Origin of the sequence: Alteromonas sp. KUL49 (assembly GCF_006538345.1) — a bacterium.
Classification (GTDB): domain Bacteria; phylum Pseudomonadota; class Gammaproteobacteria; order Enterobacterales; family Alteromonadaceae; genus Alteromonas.
Genome location: NZ_BJKL01000012.1, coordinates 53,934 through 79,886, shown reverse-complemented (window position 1 = coordinate 79,886; position 25,953 = coordinate 53,934). Strand labels below are relative to the sequence as shown.

General features: G+C 44.3%; 23 protein-coding genes and 1 pseudogene. 6 read left to right on the top strand and 18 right to left on the bottom strand.

Translation table 11 applies throughout. The annotated features are described in order from the left end of the window. Positions 1-73 precede the first annotated feature (73 nt). Positions 74-1,312 carry a cell division protein ZipA gene (gene zipA / locus EYS00_RS17870; protein ID WP_130639083.1) on the bottom strand — a complete coding sequence of 413 codons (1,239 nt, stop codon included), beginning with the start codon at positions 1,310-1,312 and terminating at the stop codon, positions 74-76. A 19-nt stretch (positions 1,313-1,331) separates the two neighbouring features. After that, a complete protein-coding gene (smc, locus tag EYS00_RS17865; protein ID WP_130639081.1) occupies positions 1,332-4,811 on the bottom strand; it encodes a chromosome segregation protein SMC in 3,480 nt (1,159 codons plus the stop codon). A gap of 238 nt (positions 4,812-5,049) precedes the next feature. Between smc and cysZ the strand changes: the two genes are divergently transcribed. Continuing rightward, the gene (cysZ, locus tag EYS00_RS17860) at positions 5,050-5,805 is read left to right on the top strand and encodes a sulfate transporter CysZ (protein ID WP_130639079.1); all 756 of its coding nucleotides are present in this window, start codon (positions 5,050-5,052) and stop codon (positions 5,803-5,805) included. On the opposite strand, the gene EYS00_RS17855 is transcribed toward cysZ, so the two are convergent. Both EYS00_RS17855 and nlpI read right to left on the bottom strand, forming a co-directional pair. Further along, positions 5,802-7,328, bottom strand: coding sequence for a tetratricopeptide repeat protein (locus EYS00_RS17855; protein ID WP_130639077.1), 1,527 nt, complete (start codon positions 7,326-7,328; stop codon positions 5,802-5,804). The two genes, cysZ and EYS00_RS17855, sit on opposite strands and share 4 nt — an antisense overlap. Before the next feature lie 3 nt (positions 7,329-7,331). Further along, positions 7,332-8,234, bottom strand: a complete 903-nt coding sequence (gene nlpI, locus EYS00_RS17850) for a lipoprotein NlpI (protein ID WP_130639075.1) — start codon at positions 8,232-8,234, stop codon at positions 7,332-7,334. A 128-nt stretch (positions 8,235-8,362) separates the two neighbouring features. Between nlpI and cdd the strand changes: the two genes are divergently transcribed. From cdd to EYS00_RS17830, 4 genes and pseudogenes are all read left to right on the top strand, one after another. Beyond that, positions 8,363-8,767: a cytidine deaminase gene (cdd, locus tag EYS00_RS17845; protein WP_130639073.1), complete on the top strand. Its 405-nt coding sequence runs from the start codon at positions 8,363-8,365 to the stop codon at positions 8,765-8,767. A gap of 140 nt (positions 8,768-8,907) precedes the next feature. Continuing rightward, positions 8,908-10,737 (top strand): annotated as a pseudogene (locus tag EYS00_RS17840) (M2 family metallopeptidase). A gap of 305 nt (positions 10,738-11,042) precedes the next feature. Beyond that, a complete protein-coding gene (locus EYS00_RS17835; RefSeq protein WP_130639071.1) occupies positions 11,043-12,344 on the top strand; it encodes a GGDEF domain-containing protein in 1,302 nt (433 codons plus the stop codon). Between the two features lie 38 nt (positions 12,345-12,382). After that, positions 12,383-13,114, top strand: coding sequence for an EAL domain-containing protein (locus EYS00_RS17830; protein WP_242618821.1), 732 nt, complete (start codon positions 12,383-12,385; stop codon positions 13,112-13,114). Between the two features lie 7 nt (positions 13,115-13,121). Here EYS00_RS17830 and EYS00_RS17825 read toward each other — a convergent pair whose 3' ends face one another. Next, a complete protein-coding gene (locus tag EYS00_RS17825; protein ID WP_130639067.1) occupies positions 13,122-13,622 on the bottom strand; it encodes a hypothetical protein in 501 nt (166 codons plus the stop codon). Between the two features lie 182 nt (positions 13,623-13,804). Between EYS00_RS17825 and EYS00_RS17820 the strand changes: the two genes are divergently transcribed. Beyond that, a complete protein-coding gene (locus EYS00_RS17820; protein ID WP_130639065.1) occupies positions 13,805-16,207 on the top strand; it encodes a TIM-barrel domain-containing protein in 2,403 nt (800 codons plus the stop codon). 62 nt (positions 16,208-16,269) lie between these two features. Here EYS00_RS17820 and EYS00_RS17815 read toward each other — a convergent pair whose 3' ends face one another. The 13 genes from EYS00_RS17815 to fabF all read right to left on the bottom strand — a co-directional run bounded on the left by EYS00_RS17815 (position 16,270) and on the right by fabF (position 25,880). Further along, entirely contained in the window at positions 16,270-17,061 is a 792-nt protein-coding gene (locus EYS00_RS17815; protein WP_130639063.1) for a PhzF family phenazine biosynthesis protein, read from the bottom strand. Then, complete coding sequence (locus EYS00_RS17810; protein WP_130639061.1) at positions 17,058-17,525, bottom strand: nuclear transport factor 2 family protein; 468 nt, start codon at positions 17,523-17,525, stop codon at positions 17,058-17,060. The genes EYS00_RS17815 and EYS00_RS17810 overlap by 4 nt, the downstream gene beginning before the upstream one ends. A gap of 106 nt (positions 17,526-17,631) precedes the next feature. Next, positions 17,632-18,093: a GNAT family N-acetyltransferase gene (locus EYS00_RS17805; protein WP_130639059.1), complete on the bottom strand. Its 462-nt coding sequence runs from the start codon at positions 18,091-18,093 to the stop codon at positions 17,632-17,634. Between the two features lie 18 nt (positions 18,094-18,111). Beyond that, positions 18,112-18,600: a GNAT family N-acetyltransferase gene (locus tag EYS00_RS17800; RefSeq protein ID WP_130639057.1), complete on the bottom strand. Its 489-nt coding sequence runs from the start codon at positions 18,598-18,600 to the stop codon at positions 18,112-18,114. Further along, positions 18,601-18,837: a hypothetical protein gene (locus tag EYS00_RS17795; RefSeq protein WP_130639055.1), complete on the bottom strand. Its 237-nt coding sequence runs from the start codon at positions 18,835-18,837 to the stop codon at positions 18,601-18,603. 52 nt (positions 18,838-18,889) lie between these two features. After that, positions 18,890-19,417, bottom strand: a complete 528-nt coding sequence (locus EYS00_RS17790) for a TerB family tellurite resistance protein (protein ID WP_130639053.1) — start codon at positions 19,415-19,417, stop codon at positions 18,890-18,892. A gap of 374 nt (positions 19,418-19,791) precedes the next feature. Then, complete coding sequence (locus EYS00_RS21090) at positions 19,792-20,163, bottom strand: pyridoxamine 5'-phosphate oxidase family protein (protein ID WP_242618820.1); 372 nt, start codon at positions 20,161-20,163, stop codon at positions 19,792-19,794. Between the two features lie 35 nt (positions 20,164-20,198). Then, positions 20,199-20,972 (bottom strand): TatD family hydrolase, encoded by a 774-nt coding sequence (locus EYS00_RS17780; RefSeq protein WP_130639051.1) that lies wholly within the window; start codon positions 20,970-20,972, stop codon positions 20,199-20,201. A 179-nt stretch (positions 20,973-21,151) separates the two neighbouring features. Next, positions 21,152-22,024: a DNA polymerase III subunit delta' gene (gene holB, locus EYS00_RS17775; RefSeq protein WP_130639049.1), complete on the bottom strand. Its 873-nt coding sequence runs from the start codon at positions 22,022-22,024 to the stop codon at positions 21,152-21,154. Next, on the bottom strand, positions 22,024-22,641 hold the full coding sequence (gene tmk, locus EYS00_RS17770; protein ID WP_130639047.1) for a dTMP kinase: 618 nt from the start codon (positions 22,639-22,641) through the stop codon (positions 22,024-22,026). The genes holB and tmk overlap by 1 nt, the downstream gene beginning before the upstream one ends. Positions 22,642-22,653: 12 nt before the next feature. Then, entirely contained in the window at positions 22,654-23,661 is a 1,008-nt protein-coding gene (gene mltG, locus EYS00_RS17765; protein WP_130639045.1) for an endolytic transglycosylase MltG, read from the bottom strand. Beyond that, entirely contained in the window at positions 23,648-24,520 is an 873-nt protein-coding gene (gene pabC, locus EYS00_RS17760) for an aminodeoxychorismate lyase (RefSeq protein WP_130639043.1), read from the bottom strand. Before pabC ends, mltG begins: the two co-directional genes overlap by 14 nt. Before the next feature lie 121 nt (positions 24,521-24,641). Further along, positions 24,642-25,880: a beta-ketoacyl-ACP synthase II gene (fabF, locus tag EYS00_RS17755; protein ID WP_130639041.1), complete on the bottom strand. Its 1,239-nt coding sequence runs from the start codon at positions 25,878-25,880 to the stop codon at positions 24,642-24,644. Positions 25,881-25,953 lie beyond the last annotated feature (73 nt).

Sequence of the window (25,953 nt, the reverse complement as noted above, 5' to 3'; positions counted from 1 at the left end):
TATTCAGGTCTGAACCTTTGATAACGAAGAATACGATAGCACGTACGATTATTATACGTGCTAATAGAACCAGCTAGTGCTTAGCTATCATTCGCTTTCGTTCAAACTCACGAATTTTCTCTACGTATTGCTGTAAACCTTGCTTCGTTAGCACACTACGCCTGCCGTCAAGGACTTGAGCGCCGAATTCATCAGCGAGTTTTCGCGCCGCATTGTGCATCATGTTAAATACTTGATGTGGATCGCCTTCAATAGGCAAAATCATGAACAACGACACGCCTTGTGTTGAAAAGTTTTCAAGATTGTCTATGTCGAACACGCCAGGTTTGAACATATTGGCCAAACTAAACAATACAGGACCTTTTCCATTAGCATTTGCATGTCGATGAAAGATGTCTTGATCTCCAAACTTTAAGCCTAGCGTGAGTAGCATGGGTAACAGAGCTGCGCCTGCGATTGCCTCGCCGTCTGGCGCTCTTACATTGAGCACCAAGACTTCTTGGTCTGCAACAGGTGCACTTGGCGCTTTTGAAGGAGCGCTATTCGCTCGCTTCGCGTGCTCTGTTTGCTCTTCTGCTTGTTCAAACATGTTCATTTGATCGTCACCCAATGACGGCTCCTGTCTTTGACGTGACGTTGCCTTTTGACGCTTACCTTTCACCAATCGTTTTGCTCTTTCGCCCAAGCCATCTGGGGTACGCTCTGCAGGTTTTGCTGACTGTGCGTCTAGGCTAAAATCGTCTTCAATAGTTTCAATTATTGGCTCTGGCGGTGTTTCAATGGGAGCCGATGCTTCTTCTTTAAGCAGATAGCCTGGTGGTTCAGGAAACTGTGCTACGTTAGACGAGTCAACATTCTCTGATTGACCGCGCATATGAGGTTTTGGGTTGGAAACTACCGAACCATATAGCTTGGGTTCAGCTACCGTTTCCTTGATTTCAGTATCAGCAGTTTTCTCTTCATCAATTGATGAGGCGAGTGACTCATCGTCAATTGAAGGAATATCATCTAGTGGTGGTGTATCTACCACTGATGCCTCACTTTCTTCTTCGATCTCAGGTTCAAGCACTGTTTCTTGCGAGACAACTCGCACCGCACCTATACCTAAATCATCAAATTGAGGCTTTTCAGTCTCATCTAGCGATTCTGTATCTTCAGACGCATATTCATCACTAGAAAGATCTTTGGGTTCTATTCTAGATTGTCGTTCTTGCGCAGCATTTTTTCTGATTTTCCACATCCCGTGCGCCAACACGGCAACAATAAAACATGCACCGATAAACAAGAGTGACAAACGTAATTCATCTTCCATTTAGCTTTTATGCCCTTTTTTATGCTTCTGCGAAGGCTATAGCCTCGTCCACATCAACTGCTACCATACGTGACACACCAGGTTCTGCCATGGTAACCCCAGTTAAGTGACTTGCCATTTCCATCGCTATTTTATTATGGGTTATATAGATAAACTGTACGGTTTGTGACATTTCAGACACAAGCTTACAGAAGCGCCCCACGTTAGCGTCATCCAATGGAGCGTCAACTTCATCGAGCAAACAAAAGGGTGCCGGATTCAGTCTAAAAATCGCGAATACCAATGATAAAGCGGTTAACGCTTTTTCTCCACCGCTTAACAAATGAATTGTGCTATTTTTCTTACCCGGAGGACGAGCCATGATAGTTACGCCGGTTTCTAAAAGGTCGTCATCAGTTAATGCCAGGTAAGCTGAACCACCGCCGAAGACTTTCGGAAACAAGTTCTTAAGGTCTTCATTAACTTGTTCAAACGTGTTTGAGAACCGTGAACGAGTTTCTTTGTCTATTTTGCGAATAGCCGTTTGCAATGTATCCAGAGCTTCACTCAAGTCATTATGCTGAGTATCTAGATGGTTTTTACGCTCCGATTGAACTTCAAATTCTTCTACTGCGGCTAGGTTTACAGCACCTAATCTAGCCAGGCCGGCTTGCACTTTGTCTAATTCTTGCTGCCACGCGTCTTCTTCGGCGTTTTCGGGTAATGTATCGAGGACACTGCGAAGAGACTGTTTGGTTTCTTCGAGTTGCTCAAGGATAGTGGTACCGCGAACACGGTAGCCTTCAATATCAATATTCAATTTTTCCAGCTGCGCGCTTCTTGCTTGTATGTCCTTTGCGATTATTTGATGATCGCTTTGGGTTTGGCGCAATAGATTACCAATCTCTTCTTGTTGTATTTGAAGCTCTGCGCGGTTTTCCTCTTCAATCGCTTTGTCCTCTAGCAGTTGTTGCAACTGTTCCTGCTGTGAAGCTTGAGGCGCATTTAGCGCTTCTAACTCTTTTGACAAGGTTGTTTGGCGAGCGAGGTATTCGTCTTTTTGTCGTTGGTTTCGAGTTATTTGCTGTTGATACAACAAACGTTGATTCTCAAGCTGTTGACACTTCAATGCCAGCGTATGATTTTCTTGTGTGGTGTTTTCAACAATTCCACGGTAGTTCGCAACTTTTTGTTCGAGCTCAGTTCGTTGATTAAGCGAGGACTCTACTAGTTCTTGATGCTCCATCAACTCCGCTTCTTGAATCTCAAGAGTTTCAGACAAGATTTCTAGCTGCTCTTTCTCTTCTTCAAGTTGCGCTTCTTGTTTGATTAATGATTCTTCAATATTCGTAAGACGTGCGGTTTGTTGCTTGAGCTGGTGCTCTAATAACCCTACACTATGAGACGCTTGCTGAACTGCATACTGCGCGTCTTGACTGCTTTTAAAGACTGAATTTTTTACTGCGCTCGCGTTATCTAACATTTCGGTGCTTAGCGCTTTTTCATCATGTAAATGTGATAAGCGCTCCTCAGCCACGGCTTGCTCTGCTTGCAACTCTCTAATCTTAGCCGCTCGCTGCAGTACGCCCTCGCCCTGCGACTCTTGCCCACAGACTATCCAGTCACTATTGAACCATTCCCCCTGACGAGTAATAGCGCTTCGCTCTTGATGCTGCGGTGAAAAAGAAGTGACTTTTTGCTTAGCCTCATCAAGGTTTTCACTAAGCCAGATACGATTAAAGAACGCAGGAATATTATCAGCCGTCATTACAGATGCTAAGGTGCCTGCTTGTTTTACGTTGGTAAATGACACTGCTGAAAAAACGGGTCGCCCCGTTGGAAGCTGATTATTTAAATCAGCCAACTCTGGTGTAGTTAATGACGAAGCCATGTAAGGCTGATGCAAATGGTTTAAAACGACCTCGGTAGCAAAGGCCCACTCTTCTGGTACCCCTAAATGTGTCCATATTAACGACAAGTCGTCGTGTAGCGGTTTACTATTTTGCGATGCATCTTGCTGCAGGGCTTCTAAGGCTTTTAGTGTGGAGTTGATTCCCTGAAGTTCGCCATTTGTCGATTGATACTGTTGCGAAACATGCTCAAGAGAAGCTTTAGCAAGGCGCTCTGCTTCCTCGCTCTCGGCAAGGGACTGACGGGCCATTTCATACTGTTCCTGTGCACTCTCTTTTAGTGCTTGGGCCTCTTCTATCTGCATTAATAACGTATCATCAGATACAGAACGTTGTTCTTCTTTAAGCTCGCTGATACGTTGAGTTGTGCGTAACTGCATGCTCATTATCGACTGGATTTTACTGTGATACTGCTGTACTTCTTGTTTTAAACGATGAAAGGTTTGTTCTCTTTCCCGAGCCTCTGTATTGTAATGCCTAAGAGACTCTTCAGCGTCTTCCAAGTTATCCTTGCTCTGTTCTAACTGAGCTTCCTTCAGAGCGAGTTCTGGCTCTATGAGTTCGAGTTGTTCGTTCGACACATTCAATGCTTGTTCAGCCTCTTCCATGGATGCTAACAGTGCCTGTAACTGCGAAGACAATCCATCGAGCTCAGTATTGATATCTTTTTTGCGCTGCTGACCATGCAGCGTATCTTGTTCTATACGAGTAATTGAAGTGCTTAACGAAAAGATCTTTTGCTGAATTTCATCGATGGAAACTTTAAGCAGATTTTGTTGCTCTCGATAAGAGTGAAGTCCAGCCTCATCGCCCTGTTGTTTTGCAATCAGTGTGTCTAATTCTTGTTGCTGAGATTGTTGCTGCTTTTGCAACGTCTCAATGTGTTCACTATTCTTTAAGAATTTAAGTGCAGTGAGTTGGCCTTTCAGCTCACGAGCGGACGCGCGAAGGGTTTTATAACGGGTCGCAGCAGCCGCCTGGCGGCGCAGTTTTTCTATTTGCTGACCAAGCTCCTCACGAACATCATTGAGCCTGTCTAAATTATCGACAGTGTGCCTAATGCGATTTTCTGTTTCTCGTCGACGTTCTTTGTATTTTGAAATACCCGCCGCTTCCTCAATAAATACGCGAAGCTCTTGTGGTTTAGATTCAATTAATCGAGAAATCATTCCCTGTTCGATAATTGCGTATGAGCGAGGACCTAAACCCGTGCCAAGGAACAAATCAGTAACATCTCGACGACGGCACTTAGTCCCGTTGAGAAAATAGGTAGACGTCGCATCACGAGTCACCAAGCGTTTAACCGCTAATTCATTGTATCCGGCAAATTCTCCGGCGATACGTCCGGATGAATTATCAAAGACAAGCTCAACCGAACATTGCCCTACTGGTTTGCGAGAAGACGATCCGTTAAAAATAACGTCGGTCATTGCGTCACCACGGAGGTTTTTAGCCGAGCTTTCGCCTAAAACCCAACGCACGGCATCGATAACATTGGATTTTCCGCACCCGTTTGGACCCACAATGGCTGTCATTTCACCTGGAAATGGAATAGAAGTGGGTTCTACAAAAGACTTAAAGCCGGCGAGCTTAATTTTCTTCAGGCGCAAGGTAGTCTCCTGCTATTACCAAAGAAAAAAAGCAAGCATTGAAGGCTTATTGATAAGTTACTATTTGGAAACGGAGTTCTCGCAAATTTGGCAATGTACATGCCGCGCGTGTTCTAATAATTGTTATTGTTATTTTTGACTCTATCAAATCTAATAGCTTGTAACAATTACCATTTCACCTCTTAAACTCACCACGGGTATACTGGGCGAGTCTTGTTTGAATAGCTAAGGAGTTAGCATGTCGTCACGCAGTGGCATTTACTATTTTACTGAAGGGTTTACGCTAATCCGTACTAAAGGGCTAAAGCGCTTTGTATTTGTTCCGCTAGCGATAAACTTAGTTTTGTTTGCTGCGGCATTTTATTTACTGTTTGGTCAAATCTCGGCAGGTATCGAATATTTGGTGGGTTTTGTCCCTGACTGGCTTGGCGGACTCAAAACGGTGTTGCTTTATTTTCTTTGGCCATTGGCTGTGATCAGTGTGTTGTTGATGTTTGCGCTTATATTCGGCACCTTAGCCAACTGGATTGCGGCACCATTTAACGGCATCTTATCTGAGAAAGTTGAACGTCATCTTACGGGTCAATCATTGGGTGATGATGGGCTTATGTCTTTAATTAAAGATGTACCACGTATGCTCAAACGGGAACTCGCGAAATTCATTTGGTACTTACCTCGCGCTATTCTATTTTTACTGATGTTTTTCTTTCTTCCTGTTATCGGGCAAGTCATCTGGTTTTTGTTTTCAGCATGGATGATGTCGATTCAATACTGTGACTACCCTTATGATAATCACAAAGTCGACTTCAAGAAGATGCGCACTCATTTGGCAACGCGCAAAGGGCTAGTGATGCCATTTGGTATCATGGTGAATATATTTTCGCTTATCCCCATCGTTAACTTTATCGTGATGCCTGTAGCCATTTGTGGTGCTACCGCAATGTGGGTGGACGAACTCAAAAAAGATGCCTTGATGAGCACAACGCAGAACTAAATAGCGGACTCTATTCCCGCTGTGTGCTCTTCATCTGTGATTGGCTTGGTCGCGATTTGATAGCGCCCAAGCCAATACCCCGCTTCCACCTGCTGGCCCTTGGCATGAAAACTTTGAAAGAGATTCATTGATATGGGTCTTTGAACCTCTGGTATCGCTAATTGCGCTTCCCACAACGCTAAATACAAAGGAGGTATCACTCCACTGTCATGGTGCTCCATGAACGTAATCTCGCCGCTAGGTTTATATGCTTTTATACCAATTGCATCGCAGGTTTTGCTCTCTGCGATCACGACTGAGGGCCGTAGCGTCACCCATTGGTTTAGCGTCGACTGAGGCATATAGGTAAGTTGCCCATCGAAAACAATATTGGGTGGTTGTATAGGTAAATTTTGAATGCCGAAGCCATCACTGCAATAACGTCTAGCCGCCATTCGACTCAGTGGGTATTCATCGATGAAGCCGGCAAAGTGAGCAAGCTCATGCACAAACACAGAATAAGCATCACTTAAATCTAAGTACATAACGCCGTTGTTGATGTTGGCTTTTCCTTGGTCAGCGACGACAACCGCGTGACTTATATTTCGTTGATCAATTGCGGGGGCTAAGGGCGTTATATCGCACCCCAGCCGTCCCTGACCTTGGAAATTATCAGAGCATGAGAGAATATCTTGTTCCAGCCAAACAGGGGGCGCCACGCATAGGGAGAGACTAACTAAACGCGGGTCGTTTTGGTACTTGTTGTAAAGGTCATCAGCCCGAGCGAGGGTTGATAACGAAGTAGCAAACAGTTGAATCCTCTGATGACATTGTTTGTCCTCAGGCCAGGTGTATGCCCCTACCTGCTCAGGCGTGTTTATCTGATATGAATTGATCAGACTAACGAATCTCTTAGCTTGAGTGTTACCCTCTAGCGCAGAGCGATTCAACCATTCTCGAGCTTCGTCAAAAGACTGCTCACTCCATAGCAGCCTACCGTATTTAAAAGCACTCTGGGTATCAAGCGACGCTGTCTTTGCCAGCCAAGGTTTTGCTTTTTGAGGTTGTTGCTGCAAAAGATACCAATCAGCCAACGCCGTTTGGGCGGCGACAAAACCTTTTTCGGCTGCTTCTTTGAGCCAAAATTCTCGTTGTGCAGGTTCGTTTAAGCTCATGGCGTATATCAGCTGAGCTTCTGGTACACCGCCTTTAGCAGCAACTTGCAAATACTTTACATAGGACGGTATGTGTCTGTTTTGTTGGTAGAGTGCCCAAGCTGCTTCTGGCGCATCTTGCTCTACTAGCTTGTTTAACCAATAAGCTGTTTGTGCGGATTGTTCTTGTTGTTTAGCGTAGCCAACAAAGGTTTCCTTCGCCTCTATGGAATCTTGACTCACGCCATTCCACAATAATGGATAAACCCTATTAGCTGGCCCCTCACGCTGAATAATTGATGATGCGTTTGCTAACAGTTGAGGGAGATATTGCCCCGAGTCGCCACTTATAAAAAGTAGTGATAGCAAGGCAAGAATTAAACCACGCATTACTTAGTTAGGTTGTGCCGCTGCTCGAGCGCTAGCTTCACGTAGGATGTTTAATTCTAAGCGTGCATAGCGGTGTTCGACATAGTCGTAAACATTTGTACTAAGAGCGAGCTTGAAGTAATTAGACGCAATACCTCGGTTACCTTGTTGTCGGTGGTATTTACCAAGATAAAAATAAGCTTCACACAGTCGGTCGGTAAGCGCCTTTTGGCTCTGCACACCAACAAGAAGTTCATTCAGCACGTCAGTCTCACCAACGGTGCCCATAAATAAATCTACCAGCGACGTCGCCCAGTGATTCTTGGCTAATTCGGGTCGAATTCTAGCCAAATATAGTTGGCCTTGTTCAGGTGAAACTTCATAGTTTGCAAAGTAAGCCCATAGCGCTCTGAAAGGGTCTTTGTCGTCTTTGACGTAAAAAGTATCGAGGTCTTCCACCGCTAACTCTGCGCGGCCACCGTAATAAAGTGCTATACCTCGGTTGAGAAACGCAAAGTCATACTCGGGGTCGATATCCAACGTGGAGTCGAAGGCATCATACGCCTGCATAAAATCCAACTGTTGTATGAAATGAATTCCAATAGAGTTGTAGGCTTCAGCCAGTGTTGGGTTAAGCTGAATTGCACGACTGTAATCGTACTGAGCTAACCCGCTCAGCCCCACACTGTCGTACAGCATGCCACGCTGAAAATGCAGCTCTGCGCGATCTTCTTCACTTAATCCGTCATTCATGATCACCTGATTGTAGCGAGCAATTGCCATTTCAGAACGGGGGTTTATAGGTGCGGGCTCCGCGAGTAACAGATTACCCATTTGTGGGCGCTGTGAGACATCGGTTGTTTGCGCACATCCACCTAGGATTGCCACGAACATCAGAAAAAAGAGAGGACGAACTGTTCTGTGCATGATAAAAAGATTTCACAATTAAAAAAATGACGCTCTCTGAAAACTCTAGAACGCGATGAGTAGACTCGCAACCTTCTCTCATTTGTACATAAAAGTAAAGAGCAGCACATTGCCACACGAAGGTTAATATGGATAAAAAAACTCTCGACGCCCTCATTTCCACTGCGAAAGACGCGCAAAAACACTCACACGCCCCCTACTCCGGATTTCATGTTGGTGCTGCAGTATTAACATCTAGTAGCGAAATTCTCGGTGGTTGTAATGTGGAGAGCGCGGCATACCCACTAGGACAATGCGCTGAGGCGAGTGCTATTGGCAACATGGTGACACAAGGGCACAAACGAATTACAGCCATTGTTATTGCCAGCCCTAATGACGATTTTTGTTTTCCATGTGGTGGCTGTAGGCAAAAAATTGTTGAATTTGCTACCGATGATGTACCCGTAATTATGGTCACCCAACAAGACGAAACTCATACCACAACCATCGGTGAGTTAATGCCCCACGCATTTCGTGCGTCAGACATAAAGTAGTTCTGACTATTCTGAGTACAGCTATTTTTACAGTATAAGGCGGGTGTTATTTTACAATTCACCATTCGCCTATCACACTAATACAGTTATCAACGGCTGGTGCTGTTTTTGCCGGCCATCCACAACAATAAGGACAATACATGTTCAACGCTAAACGCACTTTAGTAGCCGCAATAGTGGGGCTTACGCTCGTCGGCTGCTCTAACGATAACCAGAGTGAGAATTCACAGGCCACTCAACCAACACTGACACAAGCTGATGCAAAAGCTTTTCTAGCCCAAGCGCAGGCTGAAATCGCCAAAATGTAGACGCCTGCTGCCCATGCACAGTGGAGCTATGCAACCAATATTACCTATGACACAGCTGCAGTAAGCGCCTATTTTAGCGAAATACTATCAACGAGAGTGGCGAGCCTCGCCAAAGAGGCCGCTATGTTCAATGATGTAGAAGTCGATGCGGATACTCGTCGTCAACTTGAGTTGTTGAAAGGCGGTTTGACTATTCCTCCGCCAGCAAACAGGGAAAAAGCAGCTCGCTTGGCTCAAATAGGCTCTGAGCTAAGCTCGATGTACGGTTCTGGCCAGTATTGCCGTGAAGACGGTACCTGTTTAAGTTTGGTTGAAGTGAGTGCGCAAATGGCGACATCTCGTGATGCCGACTTACTTCTCGTATATTGGGAAGGTTGGCGCGAAGTGGCAGTGCCAATGAAACCTTTATATGTAGAACAAGTAGGATTGGGAAACGAAGGTGCACAAAGCCTTGGCTTCTCAAACGTTAGCGAATTATGGCGAGGCAAGTACGACATGCCGGCCGATGAATTCCCTAAAGAGCTTGACCGCTTATGGTCTCAAGTTGAACCTTTTTACGAATCGCTTCATTGCCATGTTCGCGCCAAACTTGGCGAGCACTATGGTGAAGATACCGTTCCTCAAGATCAGCCTATACCGGCGCATCTTTTAGGCAATATGTGGGCACAAACCTGGGGTAACATTTACGACGTAGTGAAGCCAGAACAAGAAATGCAAGTACCAGACGTGACGGCGGCGCTCAAAGCACAGGGTTACGACGAATTAGCCATGGTTAAGCAAGCCGAGTCTTTCTTCTCTTCGTTGGGCTTTGAGCAACTTCCTGAAACCTTTTGGGAACGTTCGATGTTTCAAAAACCAGAAGGAAGAGATGTGCAGTGTCATGCCTCGGCCTGGAACTTAGATGACCAAGAAGACTTACGCATTAAGATGTGTATTCAGAAGACTGGTGAAGAATTTAACGTTATTCACCATGAACTTGGTCACAACTATTATCAGCGCGCTTATAAAGACCAACCTTTGCTTTATCGCGGTTCTGCCAACGACGGATTCCATGAAGCCATTGGCGATACCATTGCTTTATCAATTACCCCCAAATACTTGAAGCAAATTGGATTAATCGACGAGATCCCAGATGCGTCAAACGACATTGGCATGCTAATGCAAGTAGCCCTTGATAAAATTGCTTTCATCCCGTTTGGATTAATGGTGGATCAGTGGCGCTGGAAGGTAATGTCTGGCGAGGTTGCACCTGAAGATTACAACAAGCTTTGGTGGGAGCTGCGCGAAAAATATCAAGGTGTTCAAGCACCCGTAGACCGTGATGACGATGCTTTTGACCCAGGCGCAAAATATCACGTACCTGCCAATGTGCCTTACACACGCTACTTCTTAGCCCATATCCTTCAGTTCCAATTCCACAAGGCATTGTGTGATATTGCTGGTGACGAAGGCCCGCTAAACCGCTGCTCTATTTATGGCAGCGAAGAAGCCGGTACAGCACTTAACAAAATGCTAGAAATGGGAATGAGTGAGCCTTGGCAAAACGCTATGACAACACTTACCGGTTCACCAGATATGGACGCGAGCACTATTGCTGCCTATTTTGCGCCGCTAAAAACATGGTTGGATGAGCAAAACAAAGATCGCATGTGTGGCTGGTAACTCATAATTGAAAACTATTTAAGCCCAGCTTTTGCTGGGCTTTTTTTCTCGAGTCTTCATTCGCATTATAACAACCTCTATGCATTTACATGTTCTCTCGCATCAACTTAGTATAACCACTCTCCTATTAAAATATTTTCATCATGGTGCACTGGTGAAAACCAGCTATTCTTAAGTTGTAGTCGTCGTGTTTAAAAGCTTGCTCCCACTGCGTTAGAGGTTTCATAGCACTCTGTGAGAGACGCTCATCTCTTCGCGTTCTTAACGATAGTGAGATGAAAGATTAATTACCTCAGCGGTATTAATTGATTGGTAATCAGGAGACACCAATTTCTGACTCTAATGTAAAAGTCATTGCCATCATGTTGCTCATCACCGTGTCAGTTTTTTGTGCACACAAGTTTGGTGCGATGAACATTCAGCGCAATTTGATACTTGATGATTCCGTTCCTATCATTGGCGTAATCCTTGGGGAGCATGCTCAAGGGAATATAGAGCGATTGAATGACAATTATCTCGTTAGGTGTACCTTAGAAAACACGGTAGGCTACAGTGTATGCGGCATTGGTTTCCATCTCACAGAAGATATCGCCAATGGAGAAGATCTCAGTGCCTTTCACACTATTTCATTAAGTGCGTCATATCGTGCGCCGCTCGATAATCCGCGGTTGAGAGTGTCCTTTAGAAACTTTAATCCACTCTACTCCACAGTTGACGACGACGTTTCTCTTAAGTTTAACAGCATTACTTATGAACCGGCGAGTCACCCGAGTGTTATCAATGTGCCGCTAAACGCGTTTTATGTTGAATCATGGTGGGTTGAACAATTTGAGGTGGATTTTTCGAATGCTCAGCTCGACTTTAGCAATGTTGCATACATAGAAATATTATCCAATTCCATGCCGCAAGCAGGCGCTTACGAAATCGACATAAAAAAAGTCGTTTTAGTCGGCGAACTCATCTCAGAGGCCGCACTGCTCAGAGCATTACTGGTTGCGTGGGCACTAATAATCATAGGATGGGTCTCGATACAACGTCACAAATTAAAAGCCATTTCAAACACAGACGCACTTACCGGGCTTTTAAATCGTAGAGGCCTCAGTGATTGGGTAACTAAATCAAAAAGCTACTTATCGTCAAGCAGCACGCTAACCATGTTCTACTTTGATATTGATGACTTCAAAAAGATTAACGATACCTTTGGTCACCTAGTTGGCGACGAACTATTGTGTGGTTTTTGTGGCAGAGTAAACGAAGTCGCTCAGCAAACCTTTAAAGGTAAATACAAATATGGTTTTTCTCGTCTAGCGGGAGATGAGTTTGCGCTCATCGTCAAAAACCTTCCGGCTAATTTGGTCTCTCCTATCGCACAATCTATGATGACATCATTAGTAAACCCGCTCTCACTGACTAGCCATAAAATCCCACTAAAAGTTAGTCTGGGTGTCGCTAATAGTCAGGATGGCAAACAACCTTTTTCTGATTTAATGATGCGGGCAGACTCTGCGATGTATCTGGCGAAAAAACAGGGAAAGAACCAGTTTAAAATTTTTGATGACCGGGCAGCTCGAGAGATATTTTTTCGAAAGCAAGTCGCAGAAAACTAAAAAGAGCAATTCAAGAAAACTTATTCAATCTTGTCTTCATGCCTATTTACCATTGCCAGTCAGAACAAATCACAGGATGCGAAGTACTGATTCGCTGTAAGTCACATGATTTGCAAGACACAAGACCGGACGTTTTTATTCCCATAGCCGAACAATATGACCTTATTCAGGATATCGATTTGTGGGTGATTGAAACAACGTTACAGACTATTTCAAGAGTTGAACACTCACTACAGAGTCAATTGCCTACATTTAACGTCAATATTTCAGCCACAGAACTTCACAATAAACAGTTTCCAAAAATGTTGCTCAACTTACTTAAGAAATACCATGTGCGACCATCCGCGCTCATACTTGAGATTACGGAGACTAGCCTAGTAGAAGTCGGGGAAACGAGCATAACGATCTTATACGAGTTAAAAAAGACTGGGGTATCCATCGCTTTGGATGATTTTGGGACTGGCTACACGGCGTTTAGTCAACTTACTCGCTACCCCGTAGACTGTTTGAAAATAGATAAGTCTTTTATTGATAGTCTTTCGCAAGACTCTGATACGCCAAAAACCACTATAAATGCCATTTTGTCTATCGCGAGATCTTACAAGTTGGAAACCGTTGCTGAGGGTGTTGAATCTTTTGACCAACTTAGTTATTTGCGCGAGCACGGTTGTGACAAAGTTCAAGGCTTTTACTTTTCACAACCTTTGGCTTGGGACACATTTTTAGCTGAGTTGAAGAAATCGAACGGTAGGATCAATGCTCAGCAATAAAAAGCCTCTAGTTATTGCATCTACCAGTGTAGGGCTCCTTTGACTCATAGAGCTCTACGAATCCCTCAGGTGTCATTCGATAATATCGAGTAGATGCCCAATCTGGGAGCTGCCCATCGTACATTTGATAAATTTCTGGGTTGACGACAATCATACTACTGCCGGGGAAATAGCAGGCTCCAGCGCTTGCGGTTACGCTATCAATAATCTTTCCTGAATAGACATCTACCGCAGTGAACGACTGGCACATAGTACCGCACCCAAAGGAGAATAGATGATAGCGCCCTGCAAAATTGACTGGCTGGCCTCGTTCAGATTGAACTCTGCTCTCCAGTGCCTCCCCCATAGGGTGCGATGAAAATTGTATGGTCTGAATACGCCCATTTGATACCTTGACGACCCATTGGTCGAATTCGAGAGGCGCAGTGTCAGCGCAGGCATACTTGGTGACACTGAATAATATCGTCATTACAACAAAGAAAAAGCATTTAATTAAAGCGTTAGCCATATCCAATTATTTCCCTATGTGTTACTTCGAACATCGTTAAACCACGTCGATGTATTTTGTAAGTAGTCCGCCTATTTGGATATTAAGTTTCGTACTTACTCGATGGTGATACTTCGTAACAATTACGCTACACTCGCTCACTTTCGCGTTAATGCAGCAATAATAACGAGAACAATACTACTATGAATTTGAGACCGATACTTTTCGGCGTAATTACACTTCTTGCAAGTCTAGAAATACTTGCAGTTGATTACCAAAGCCACTTCACCAGCGACAACCAAGTAACGATAGTCACAGACTCGGGAGACCTCCGTATCTCGGCACTGGCGGAAAACGTTTTCGAAGTCCATTACAAAATGAATGGCATTAAACAACTCCCCTCCTATGCTATTTCCAACGATGCTCCCGGAGCGGAGGTGACACTCATAGAGAGTGACAAAGAGCTAAGGTTGATCAATGGTGATTTAGTTGCTGTGATCGATAAGGCGTCGTTGAATATTCGATATTTTAGGAACGACATTCTCATTCTTGAGGAAGAGAGCGGCTATTTTGGCCATCAAGCGCTTGTGGGTTTTCGGTTCAAACTACAAGATAATGAAAAACTCATTGGCGGCGGAGAACGCGTACTCGGCATGGATCGTCGCGGGCACCGTATGCCTTTGTACAATCGTGCTCACTATGGTTACACCACAGAATCTAATCAGATGAATTACTCCATGCCTGCAGTACTTTCTAGTAACAAGTATCTGTTGTTATTTGATAATACGGCGAAAGGAGCTATGGATTTGGGTCATACCCAAGCAGACGTTATGCAGTTTGAGGCCATTGGCGGGCGCACAGCGTATATTGTCACCACTGGCGATACCTACCCTCAAATCATAGAATCATATACGGAAGTGACGGGAAGACAGCCTCTCCCTGCGAGATGGACATTAGGTAATTTTGCATCTCGTTTCGGCTATCACAGCGAAGCAGAGGCTCGTGACGTTGTTGCAAAGTTCCAGGCTGCCAACATTCCACTCGATGCGATTATTTTTGATCTCTTTTGGTTTGGCAAAGACATTCAAGGTCACATGGGTAATCTTGCGTGGGATCCAGAAACATTCCCCACTCCAGAAACCATGATTAGTGATTTCGCCAAAGAAGGTGTAAACACTATCGTGATCACTGAACCATTCATTTTAACTTCTTCAAAGCAATGGCAAAGTGCGGTAGACGCTAATGCCCTTGCCACTAACCTTGCCGGTGAGCCTAGGGTTTTTGACTTTTATTTCGGTGAAACCGGATTAGTTGATGTGTTTGATGAAAACGCCAAAGCATGGTTTTGGCAGTACTACGCTAAGCTTCACGAACAAGGCATCGCTGGTTGGTGGGGAGATTTGGGCGAGCCTGAGGTTCATCCTCATGATATGTTACATGCGGTGGGTACAGCCGACGAAATACACAATGTTTACGGCCATGTGTGGGCTCAAATGGTGTATGAAAACCATCGTAAAATTGCACCCAATGAACGCCCTTTTATACTTATGCGCTCAGGATTTGCAGGCTCACAACGTTACGGTTTAGTTCCTTGGACAGGAGATGTTAGCCGCTCATGGGGAGGTTTAAAGCCACAAGTTGAACTGTCGTTGCAAATGGGCTTATTGGGTATGGCGTATACTCATTCGGATTTAGGTGGATTTGCCGGTGATAATTGGGACAAAGAAATGTACATTCGCTGGCTGCAGTATGGCGTGTTTCAACCCATCTATCGTCCTCATGCCCAAGAGCAAGTCGCTCCTGAGCCTGTTTTTCACGATGAACAAGTGCAACAAATTGTCGGTGACTATATCCGCTTGCGATACCAGCTAATGCCTTATAACTACACCTTAGCTTATCAAAACACTACGTCCGGTATGCCTTTGATGCGTCCGTTGTTCTTCACTGATGAGTCGAATATGGAACTCATCGACAATAAAGAGGCTTACCTTTGGGGAGATGCCTTCCTTGTATCGCCAGTCACAGATTCGGGTACTTCAGAACAAGAGGTTTTTGTACCTAAAGGGGTTTGGTTCGACTACTGGAGAGAAACCCGTTATGAAGGTGGAATGCACCATAGCCTTCCCGTAGATCTCAATACTATTCCTGTGTTAGTGAAAGCTGGTGCCTTCGTGCCTATGGTTGATACCTTCATGACGACGCAAGCCTACAGCTCTGAGTCTCTCAAAGTACATTATTATCACGATGACAGTGTGACGCATGCTAGCGGTGAGATGTTTGAGGATGATGGCAAAACCTTTGGTAGCATAGAACAACAAGCGTACGAATTACTGGAGTTTAGTGCTGTTGTAAACGACACAGCTCAATTTACCTTTAATCGAGCAGGGTTTGATTATCAAGGGAAACCAGAGTCACGTTCGATCACGCTAGTACTTCACAATTGGGATAAAACGGAAGTTACTTTTGATACTCAGACTCTTGCTAGGGTATCGTCAATAGATAAGCTAGCTGGGCAGAATCAAGGGATTTTTTACGATGCAGATAACAAGCTAACTTATGTAAAATTTGATTGGGAGAAGGCATCTCATTCACTAGATTTTAAATAAATAGTGAGGTTCCTCGACGCTGATGGCGATGTTCATTCGTCGAGGAACCCATTTTTACGGCACTATACGGTTATTTCGCCTTCTAAGTAATGCACTGCTTTACCGGCAACAATGACTCTGTTTTCTCTCACCTCACAGCGCAATACACCGCCACGTTTTGACGCTTGGTGGGCGAACAAAACCTGCTTATTCAAAACACCTGCCCAATAGGGCGCAAGTCCCGTATGAATAGAACCAGTCACTGGATCTTCATCTCCACCGTTAGCAGGCCAAAAATAGCGAGATACGAAATCATAGTGCTCGCCTTTAGCAGTAACAACCACATCCAATGGTCCTAACTCTGCGATTAGCTTGGGATCTTGTTCCACATTGTGAATCTGATCTTCATTCTCATAAACCACAAAGTACGCCTGTTGATTCTTTAACACCTTAACTGGAGGAATGGATAACCCATTCATTAAGTGCTCTGGTATATCGTCTACGGGCGTTGGCACTCTTGAGGGAAAGTCCATTTCAATGTAACCCTCTGACGATTGCACCACTACCATGGACCCAACGGCATCGGCGGTAAAGGTTATCGCTTGCGCAGTTGGTTCTTGTTGGAAAATAACAGATGCTGCAGCCAAGGTAGCGTGGCCACAAAACTCGATTTCGCTCAATGGTGAAAACCAACGAATTTCATAGCTACCATCACTACTCTTCACTAAATAGGCCGTTTCAGAGAGATTGTTCTCCATAGCAATCAACTGCATCAAGTCATCTGAAAGCCAACTTTCAGTGATGATAACCGCAGCAGAGTTCCCCTTAAAACGCTCTTCAGTAAAAGCATCAACAACATTTATTTTAAGTTTCATTGGTGGTACTTCCTGATTACTGCAACCTTACCGTCTTCTATCTCCAGGACTTCCATAATTACTTCTGTGTACTCAATGGCCTGCTTACTTTCTGGGTGTATTCCCTTTGCACTGTGTTCGTATCGAATGGCGATTGCCGATTGATTAAAAGTAAAGGTGTTAAGCATAGTGGCAGAATACTCAGTGTGCGCTCCCAAATAGAACGTCATGCCTTCACGCATACGTGCTTTGCCTTCTGGATCTCGGGTGTCATCAGCAAACCACGGTAAATGGGTATGCCCCACATCATCAGTTAAAAAGATAAGATAAGCTTCAAGCGCTTCCTGATTGGCATCTGGTGCTTGGGAAGCCACCATAGCCGAGAAATAGCCCTGAGCGAGTTTATCTAAATCGATGGCTTCATCACTGGAAACAGCGAAGAAAGAGAAAAACGACAAAACACACGTAATAAACAATTTATACATCGATACATCCATTTAATTTTGAAAGGCTGAAAACGTTCATAACGCTGCTTTCTTAGGTAGGGGTAACACTAGCAACAAAGCAATATGAAGCCAACTATGAATACAACTAATCGCTAGTGTTGAGTTTCATCTCGATGATAGAAGACGTAAATCCTGCTTTTTCATAAGCGGAAATTGCTGAGGCGTTTTCGGCATAAACATCAAGGTAAAAGTCAGAAATACCTTTTGCATTACCCCAATTTATAAGGCTTTCAAGCATGATCTTATTAATTCCCTGCCCTCTAAACTCTGGCTTTACATACATAAAACCCAAATATCCGTGCTCATCATGGTCAAGAGAAGGCTTAGAAGCTCTAATTTGAATATAGCCAGTTGCTACTATCTTTCCCTCTGATTCGCCAACCATTACAGCCGAACGTTCCTGAGTGATAAGGTCAACTAGGTCGTAGTAAAATGCACCCTCTGTTTTAATACTCTCATTAAAAGGGCGTTCAGCTTCAATGACACATTGCTCAAGTGTTTTTAGCATGTCAATGTCACTAAGATTTGCTTCTCTATAAGTGAGCATATTTACTCCTGTATTCAACTACTTCAATCTTGCAAGAATATGATTGTCGTAAAATTGTCCACCTTTGAATATCGCGTTCTTTAGCACTGCTTCTTCGTAAAAGCCCGCCTTGAGCAATAACTGTTTAGACGGGGTGTTAGAGGAAAATACACAAGCAAAAATACGGCAAATATCCGTAGTAGAAAACACCTGTTCGGTCATCATTTCAATCGCTTGCAGCATAATGCCTTTACGCCAATACTGACTGTCGAGCCAATAGCCGATCTCGCCCGACTTTTGATACTCAAAATCACCGCGGTTTACGCCAATACAGCCCACAATTACGTTGTCGAAAGTAATAGCTTTAATGAGCTCGCCGCGACTCCCTTCTTCAATCCACCAAAGCGCATCGTCTTGTGTATAAGGCGTGGGAATTTTCGTTGATAAATATTGGTTCACGCTGCTATCGTTCAGCACTTCGACCAATCGATTAGCATCATTGTGCTTAAAATCTCTAAGCGAAATCATCTATTCACCACCACCGCCACCATCACTTCCTGATGAATCTGAATGAGAGTCTTTTGATGAACCAACAAAGTAAACGTGACTATCGTTACCTGAACGTTTTGAATACCGCGAGAGTTTTACGAGCAATAGCAGAAACCCAACAACAAAAGCCACCCAGCCAATAATGTTGGTTTTGTCAGATGCTAAGCTTATAGTGCCAACTGTGACGAGAAAAATTGCTAGTAAAAACATACTCATTACTGTTCCCCTGTAACCGAAATCCGGTCGTGTACAACTACATTGATATTACCTACCAGCGTTGATTTTCTTTTTTAGGTAACGCCGCAGTAATAGCTGAAACCAATTTTTGTTGAGCATCACTAGGTGCTCCCTCAATACTGGCAACACGTTGAATCAGATTAAGTGTCGAGTCGACCTGGGCCGTTGTGAAGCTATCCTCACTTTTAGCCACTACAGATTTGGGACTATCTTTCACATCAGCGCCATTCCCTAAAATATGCGCACTTGAACCAAGCAAATTGTTAGCTTCAGATGCAGATAACTTAAAATCTGTCTGGAAGATATCTAAAATGGTGTCTTTTTGTTTTTTCGTTATATCACCGTCCGCTTTTGCCACTGCAAGCATAAACAATGCAGCAACATCCATGGGTGAGTCTAAGCTGTATGACGCCGGTAAATGGTAAGCCTTTCTAAACTTTCTGCGACGATGCCAACTGAATGGATTGAGCCAACCAATATCTACACCGTTTTCTTGAAGTCGATTCACTAAGATAAGAAGGGTCACGAGAGTCCCCAAAATCCCTAAAACAATGTGCATCTAAATTCCCTTTTTTGCTTATACTTCTGAGTTAGTTATAGAGAGTAACGATACGTCGGCGTTATTGAATTTGCAAAGATTAACAGCGTTCAGAAAAACAACTTTGCAAACAATCACAGGTACTAAACCTATACTAAGTTCATTATTACTTACAAAGTTACGGGATAACTTCTGATGTACCCCAACTCCCGTCACTTCGTTTATCAAACACAATACGGTTCTGCGGGTTGCCGCGCAAATTGAGATAATCGACTTTTGAAACGGCCAGCGATATTACACAGAAATGGCTAGGCACTACATTATCCGGTTCAATACTTTCTAAAGGGTAAAGGTCACGCCTAGGTGTGCCTGGTGTGCCCCAGAGAAATTGTTTTTTAACCCGCATCCGATAATCGGGACCAATGCTCTGTGAGCCATAATTCGTTGTCGATAAACGTGGTGACTTGCGCTGTCACGTCAAATCGATATTGCTCACGGGTATGAGCAAAATACCAACATATTTGACCGCGGGGATTCGACGAAAATTCGGTGAATTTTTCAGTGCGTGTATCTGAGATAATAATGATTTCATTGTCTTGATGTAACTCCCGGAACACGAGTGTTCGGCAGCGCGGCGCTCCCGTATTATCTACACTTGCTAATTGGAAATAACGGCTTTCAGGTATGTCTTTGGTTCGCTGTAAACTGGCGAGTAGAAGCTGCCGCCAAGGGGCAACTACGGGTATTTGGAGGGTTGATGAATCCATATACTGCTCAGTATTTTGGTGCGATATTTTCTCTACTATGCGTGTTTTGCCAGAGAAAATAAACGATAAAAGTTTTCAGTGGTTTGCCTAGCCAGCTCTGCGACCGAAACACCTTTCAGATTGGCGATAAACTCTGCCACTTCCACCACATATCCAGGTTGGTTTTGTTTACCTCGATGGGGCACAGGAGCCAGCCATGGAGAGTCCGTCTCAATCAGGAGTTTCTCCAATGGAATAGCTTTAACCACTTCACGTAATTCGTCGGCAGAATTAAAAGTAACAATGCCCGAAATACTGACGTAAAAACCCATCTCTATTGCTGCTTGAGCCATTTCCAAACTTTCGGTAAAACAATGAAGTACACCAATCGTGTGTTCTGCTTTGTGCTCTTTTAGCAATGCAATTGTATCTTCACGGGCATCACGAGTATGGATAATCAAAGGTTTACCCGTTTCGTTAGCCACTTTAATGTGATCGACAAACGAGGTTAACTGCACTGATTTACTCTCTGGGCTGTAAAAATAATCCAGTCCAGTTTCACCCACCGCGACTACCTCATCACGCTGAGCTTTTTCGAGTAGCTCATCGTAACTACACGCATCGTCTTGATGCAAAGGATGCACGCCACAAGACACAGAAACATCCGGAAAATCCTTTACCGTGGCTAACATGTCATCATATTCTTTCACCGACACTGCCACACATAAAAAGTGTTCTACCCCACGCTTGCGAGCAAACGCCAGTGTCTCTGCCAATTCCTCTGGTGACTGTTTCAATCGATCTAAGTGACAATGTGAATCTACAAACACGCTTTTCAACAACCTCTAATTCATTATGTAAAATGATATCTAACGTGAGCGGGGCGAGGTAACACTTGAAACCTTCAGCGGCATGGATGCCGCTGCAGAGCGCCCATGGATGGGTTCAAAGCGTGTTTCAAGTGTTACCTCGCCCCGCTCTCAAAATTCTCAACAATTTCAATGACAAGTTACGAAAACAATTTTAAAACGGTGACTAATACTAACGTTTTGTTCACACCGGGATGTAACAAATGCTTTTGCGCTTCAGTGCAGGCTTGATACTGGGTGAAACTATTTTTGGTTTGGCTTGCTACGTAATTTTTATGTGCAAGCTGTTGGCACCAACTTACTACATGTTGTGCATCACTTTGCCATTTATTGGCAAGGGTCAATGCATCGGTTTGTTGTGAAGTGAGTTCTGACATTTTTTCAGAAAAGTCCGAGAATGTGAGTCCTTCGCCTTCTTCTAATGCAGCTTTTACCTTGAATGGAGCACTACCGTACGCTGATAACTGTTCGTCATCGACACTTGAATGTCCTTGTGTTGTCAACCACGCCATTGATTCACTATGTGATGGTGTGGGTAATTTTATCTTCTCACAACGACTCAGGATAGTTGGTAACAATCGATTAAGGGATTCTGTGAGTAAGATTAAATAGGTATTCGCGGTTGGCTCTTCTAAGGTTTTAAGTAATGCGTTTGCTGCAGCTTCCGTCATAGTATCAGCCGCAACAACAATCAACACTTTGTTGTGACCGAGTTGTGCTGTACCGCTGAGCTTCTGAATCGCGTTTCGGATACTGTCGACCCCAATTTGTTTTTCACTTTCTATGATATGAAAATCAGGGTGGCTTCCTGCTGTAATCAGTTCACAACTTTGACACTCTCCACAAGCCCCTTGGTCACCGAGGGATTTGCACAACAAACTTGTCGCCACGCTATTTGCAAACACGTGCTTCCCGATACCGGCTGCGCCCGAAAACAACAGTGCGTGATGCAACGAGCTCTGGCTAGCACGCTGTTCTAGCTGGCGCTTTATAGTCGAGAACCACGGTAGCATTAGGCTATATATCCTGCGATGACTTTCGACACATCGCTGTGTACCATGGCCATAGGCTGCATTGCATCTACAACAATAATACTTTCATCAGCCTCAGCTAAAGCGAGATAACGAGCTCGCGTACGCTCAAAAAATGCAATTCCTGCCTGTTCTATGCGATCAAGTTCACCACGCCCTCGTGCACGCTCCAAACCAATAGCAGGTTCAACATCTAGGTAGATAGTCAAATCAGGCTTAAAACCTTTTAATGCGATATCTCGCATAGCATTCATAGTGGTGGGATTAACACCTCGGCCACCGCCCTGATAAGCTTGCGAAGACAAGTCATGTCTGTCACCCACTACCCACTTACCCGCTTCAAGCGCAGGATAGATCCGATTAGTCAGCAACTGAACACGAGCGGCATACATCAAGAGTAATTCAGTTTCTTCAGCAACACTTTCGTCCCAACTTTGCTTTACACACTCGCGAATTGCTTCGGCCATAGGTGTTCCACCGGGCTCTCGTGTTTGCTCTACGCCCATCCCAGCACTCTCTAACGCTTTAATAATAAGACCTATCACCGAACTTTTGCCAGCACCTTCTAAGCCTTCAACTACGATAAACTTTCCGCTCATTGACTACATCTTTTATTGGTTAAGCTGGTATTTTCGCACAGCTTCATTGTGCGCTTCCAGTGTTGTAGAGAATACATGTGTTCCATCGCCTCTAGATACAAAATACAACTCGTCGGTGGCAAGCGGATTGAGCGCGGCCACGATAGCCTCTTTACCCGCCATTGCAATGGGGGTTGGTGGTAAACCTTTAATCACGTACGTATTGTAAGGTGTGGGTTCTCGCAAGTGTTTTCGAGTAATATCACCGTCAAAATCATCGCCAATGCCATAAATTACCGTAGGATCTGTCTGTAAACGCATGCCTTTGCGCAAACGATTCACAAACACACCAGCAATACGGGCTCGTTCTTCAGGTACGGCGGTTTCTTTCTCGATAATGCTGGCAAGTATTAAGGCTTCATAAGGGGAATGAATAGGCAAATCAAGTTGTCGGAGTTCCCATTGCTGATTGAGAAACTCCGTCATTGCCGATTGGGCGCGGTCGAGAATAGAACTGACGGAAGCACCGTCAACAAAGAAATAGGTATCAGCAAGTAACAGACCCTCTGGTTGGATAGGTGAAGGTGAAAACCCGCTATTAACCACCAAATAATTTCCCGTTGTTATTGAGGTATCGTCAATCAGTCTGTCTGTGGCTTTGAGGCTTTGAATCCATTCTCTGTAAGTAAGGCCTTCCACAAGACTCACACTAAACTGAGCCTCGCTACCTTTAGCGAGTAATGCTAACAAATCCGGTAGAGTAACTTGATTCTGAATCGGATAGGTACCAGCTTTTACTTGAGTGTGCTTGGCAAAAAAGCGTAGCCAAACCTTGGTGGCGAACTCGCCACTCGCTAGCACTCCACTCTCCCTTAAATCTCGAATCACCTTGTGTGCATTAGCACCGGGCTTTACCGTGTAATAAGTTACGCCACTGAAGTTAAGCGGTTGCGCTACATCATTCTTTATTAGTTTGAAACCAATGACGATTGAAACGATTACCACTGATACGAGCAACAGTAGCCATTTAACCAACTTCATTCACAACCTCATCGTTCTTTTGTTCAATGATAAACTCATCAAGGACTCGATTAAATGACTTAGCGGTAGATACCGAATCATCAAAGGCCCAACCTTGATCAACAACGACTTTCACTGGCATCACACCCATTAGCGCGTTAGTGACTAACACAGCGGATGCATCAACCAATGTATCAATGGGAGACTTTACTTCCTCAAAGGCAATCCCCTTGGCGGTAAAGTACCTGATCAAGAGTTGTCTCATAACACCATTAACTCCAGATTTGTCGAGCGCTGGGGTAAACCATTTATGGGCCTTTTTCCAAAACAAATTACCTACCGACGTTTCAACTAAATCACCTTGGGTATCACATACCAGCGCATCATCAACGTCTTGTCGCATTGCAGACTGGGCAGCATTAATCTCGTTTTTTACTAGCACCTGTTCCAGCCTATTCAAATGCTTTAAGCCAGCTAATGCTGGTTGCAGAGCCAAAGGCGTTTTAGCACATATTAGTGTCAATCCACTTTCTTTTAGCTGATCATAGTGTGCGGGATATGGGTTAACTGAAAACCTGACTATTGGGCTAGCGTTATCATTACGAGCGTATCCGCGACCTCCCTCACCTGCCGACACATGCACTTTTAACACGGCCCTGTCTTGGGTGAGTGCTGTAGCGTCTGAGACGATGGCGTCGCATAACTGCTTAGGCTCAATAGCAATGCCCAATCTGGCCGCATCATTCACTAGACGAGCAATGTGCATAGACATCAACTCCACCTTGCCCTGCTTTACTAGCATCGTCGAAAACACACCGTCGCCATAGTTAAATGCGCGGTCGTTAGTGTTTACGGGTGACTGTTGAGATAATATTTTCACTGGCTAATCAATTAGTAAGCAATAATCAAAGTATAACAAGTTAAGCAAAACTATGTCGTTTTAAACGAAAAAAGACAGCAAGAGTACTTGCTGCCTTTTGAATTGAACGCAGTTTAGGAGATTAAACGCGTTTGAAAATAAGCGAGCCGTTTGTCCCACCAAAGCCAAATGAGTTACACAGCGCATAGTCTGCGTCAAAACCTTTAGCTTCGTTGGCAACAAAATCCAAATCACAACCCTCACCCGGGTTATCCAAATTGATTGTTGGAGGAGCAGTTTTGTCGCGCAATGCTAGTACAGTAAAGATTGCTTCCACTGAACCTGCAGCACCCAATAAGTGACCTGTTGCCGATTTAGTTGAGCTAACCAGCAAATCACTTGCATGCTCTTTGAATACGCGTTTAACCGCTGCAACTTCTGCAACATCTCCAGCAGGTGTTGAAGTGCCATGAGCATTTACGTAACCAATAACATTCGCGCTAATATCAGCATCGTTGATAGCATTTTGCATAGATGCCGCTGCACCTTCACCGTCATCTGGTGGTGATGTCATATGGAAAGCGTCGCCACTCATACCAAAGCCTACTAGCTCTGCATAAATATGTGCGCCTCTTGCTTTCGCAGATTCGTACTCTTCAAGCATAACAACGCCCGCACCTTCGCCCATCACAAAGCCATCTCTGTCTTTGTCCCATGGACGACTTGCTGCTTGTGGATCGTCATTACGCGTGGATAATGCTCTTGCCGCACCAAATCCAGCGATACCGAGCGGGGTAATAGACGCTTCAGCGCCGCCAGCTAACATTGCGTCTGCATCACCATAAGCAATAGTACGGGCTGCAATACCAATGTTATGTACACCTGTAGTACAAGCTGTTACCACGTTGATATTTGGTCCTTTCAAACCTTCCATGATCGACAAAAAGCCTGAAATCATATTGGTAATGGTTGAAGGAACGAAAAATGGCGAAACCCGCTTCGGGCCGCTCTTTTGTAATTTATTATGGTTCTGCTCTATCTGCTCCAAACCACCGATACCTGAGCCGATAGCTACACCCACACGGTGAGCATTTTCTTCAGATACTGATAATCCGGAATCGTTAAGTGCTTGCTTACCCGCTGCAATTCCCAGCTGGATAAAGCGATCCATTTTTTTTGTTTCTTTTTTCTCGATATATTCTTGAGGATCAAAATCGTTAATTTGACCCGCAAATCGAGTGGTATAGTCAGTGCAGTCAAAATGGGTGATATCACCAATACCGCTCTCGCCAGCTAAAAGGCGACGCCAAGTCTTATCTACGCTAAGACCGAGAGGTGATAACATGCCAAGACCAGTAACTACTACGCGACGTTTTGCCACAACAAGCCCTCGCAATGTAACTATAAGGAAGGAATAAAGAAAAAAACGGCTCTTAAAGAGCCGTTTTTGCTAA

What these genes read in the sequence shown, in the direction of transcription:
- EYS00_RS17810 (WP_130639061.1), bottom strand. Translation starts at nt 17,525, where the DNA reads ATGTATAAATTGTTTATTACGTGTGTTTTGTCGTTTTTCTCTTTCTTC.
- zipA (WP_130639083.1), bottom strand. Translation starts at nt 1,312, where the DNA reads ATGGAAGATGAATTACGTTTGTCACTCTTGTTTATCGGTGCATGTTTT.
- EYS00_RS17790 (WP_130639053.1), bottom strand. Translation starts at nt 19,417, where the DNA reads ATGCACATTGTTTTAGGGATTTTGGGGACTCTCGTGACCCTTCTTATC.
- nlpI (WP_130639075.1), bottom strand. Translation starts at nt 8,234, where the DNA reads ATGCACAGAACAGTTCGTCCTCTCTTTTTTCTGATGTTCGTGGCAATC.
- EYS00_RS17800 (WP_130639057.1), bottom strand. Translation starts at nt 18,600, where the DNA reads ATGATTTCGCTTAGAGATTTTAAGCACAATGATGCTAATCGATTGGTC.
- EYS00_RS21090 (WP_242618820.1), bottom strand. Translation starts at nt 20,163, where the DNA reads ATGGATTCATCAACCCTCCAAATACCCGTAGTTGCCCCTTGGCGGCAG.
- EYS00_RS17795 (WP_130639055.1), bottom strand. Translation starts at nt 18,837, where the DNA reads ATGAGTATGTTTTTACTAGCAATTTTTCTCGTCACAGTTGGCACTATA.
- EYS00_RS17825 (WP_130639067.1), bottom strand. Translation starts at nt 13,622, where the DNA reads ATGGCTAACGCTTTAATTAAATGCTTTTTCTTTGTTGTAATGACGATA.
- EYS00_RS17830 (WP_242618821.1), top strand. Translation starts at nt 12,383, where the DNA reads ATGCCTATTTACCATTGCCAGTCAGAACAAATCACAGGATGCGAAGTA.
- holB (WP_130639049.1), bottom strand. Translation starts at nt 22,024, where the DNA reads ATGCTACCGTGGTTCTCGACTATAAAGCGCCAGCTAGAACAGCGTGCT.
- EYS00_RS17820 (WP_130639065.1), top strand. Translation starts at nt 13,805, where the DNA reads ATGAATTTGAGACCGATACTTTTCGGCGTAATTACACTTCTTGCAAGT.
- cysZ (WP_130639079.1), top strand. Translation starts at nt 5,050, where the DNA reads ATGTCGTCACGCAGTGGCATTTACTATTTTACTGAAGGGTTTACGCTA.
- mltG (WP_130639045.1), bottom strand. Translation starts at nt 23,661, where the DNA reads ATGAAGTTGGTTAAATGGCTACTGTTGCTCGTATCAGTGGTAATCGTT.
- cdd (WP_130639073.1), top strand. Translation starts at nt 8,363, where the DNA reads ATGGATAAAAAAACTCTCGACGCCCTCATTTCCACTGCGAAAGACGCG.
- EYS00_RS17805 (WP_130639059.1), bottom strand. Translation starts at nt 18,093, where the DNA reads ATGCTCACTTATAGAGAAGCAAATCTTAGTGACATTGACATGCTAAAA.
- EYS00_RS17855 (WP_130639077.1), bottom strand. Translation starts at nt 7,328, where the DNA reads ATGCGTGGTTTAATTCTTGCCTTGCTATCACTACTTTTTATAAGTGGC.
- tmk (WP_130639047.1), bottom strand. Translation starts at nt 22,641, where the DNA reads ATGAGCGGAAAGTTTATCGTAGTTGAAGGCTTAGAAGGTGCTGGCAAA.
- EYS00_RS17815 (WP_130639063.1), bottom strand. Translation starts at nt 17,061, where the DNA reads ATGAAACTTAAAATAAATGTTGTTGATGCTTTTACTGAAGAGCGTTTT.